The 927-nt window shown below is 69.9% G+C and carries 2 protein-coding genes; both read right to left on the bottom strand.

Translation table 11 applies throughout. From position 1 onward, the window contains the following. Positions 1 to 419: DEAD/DEAH box helicase family protein (locus tag ABD323_RS41850; protein ID WP_344447313.1), on the bottom strand; the 419-nt coding region annotated here is incomplete at its 3' end. An 89-nt stretch (positions 420 to 508) separates the two neighbouring features. Further along, the coding region (locus ABD323_RS41845) for a hypothetical protein (protein WP_425556348.1) at positions 509 to 927 on the bottom strand (419 nt) is incomplete at its 5' end.

The raw sequence follows: 927 nt of genomic DNA, 5'->3' as shown, positions 1-927 counted from the left end.
GCCTGGTGCGCCTTCCCCAGGTGCCCCACCCCCAGGCTGGCGTGGGTGGCGACCACCGCCACCTTGCCCGGCCCAGCCGTCCAGGCGATCAGCTCCACCGGATCGGTGGTGCACCGCACCCCCGGCTGCTCGCTGCCCTTGAGCGAGCAGAACCCCACCATCCGCCCGCCGTGGCCCTCCCGCTTCCACACCTGAACCGTCTGCTCCAGCAGCGGCAGGGACGGCACCAGCACCAGCGTTTGCTCCGAGTGGAGTCGCTCGGCGACGTGCACGGCGGTGAGCGACTTCCCCGAGCCCGTCGCCGCCCGGACCTGGCACCGCAGCCCCTCCGGCGGCACCAGACCCGACGCGGGCAGCGTCAGAAGTCGTACCGAAGCATCACACGCCTCTTCCTGATTAGGACGAAGCTTCTTAGCCATGACGGACAATTCCTTTCCGAGGAATTCATGTGACCCACTGATCAGCCAGTGAGAGCAGCTTTCAAAGGGTTCCCGAAAGGAGCGGATGGCTATTCGCGCGACGCCGCCCCGGCGGCAACGCTCACAGCGGGGACCTGGACCAGGCCCTCACTGATACTCACCGCGTGCTCCGCCAAGACCGCCAGCACCCGCTCCGGACTCACCCCCAACCGGTCCGCCAACTCCCGCAGACCCCGCCCCACCGAACCGGACAGCTCCACCTGCAACCGCACCCGCCCAGCCCGCTCCTTCCGCGACCGACGAATCCGCTCCTCCTGCTCCTGCTGCGCCCTTCCCCGTGCCTCATGCTCCGCGACCCACGCCTGGGCCTGCTCATCGAGGCCCACGTCGTAGACGGGCCACTCCTGGGCACGGACGAGCTCGGCGATCCGCTCCCACTCGGCGGCCTCCTGCGCCGGCCGAAGGCCGTAACCCTCCACCCGGCCGGACTCCCGCTCCCAGCTCTGGG

The organism is Kitasatospora nipponensis (genome assembly GCF_039528135.1).
Lineage (GTDB): Bacteria > Actinomycetota > Actinomycetes > Streptomycetales > Streptomycetaceae > Kitasatospora > Kitasatospora nipponensis.
Note: the sequence above shows the minus strand (reverse complement) of the source record. Positions and strands in the feature narration are given on the sequence as shown.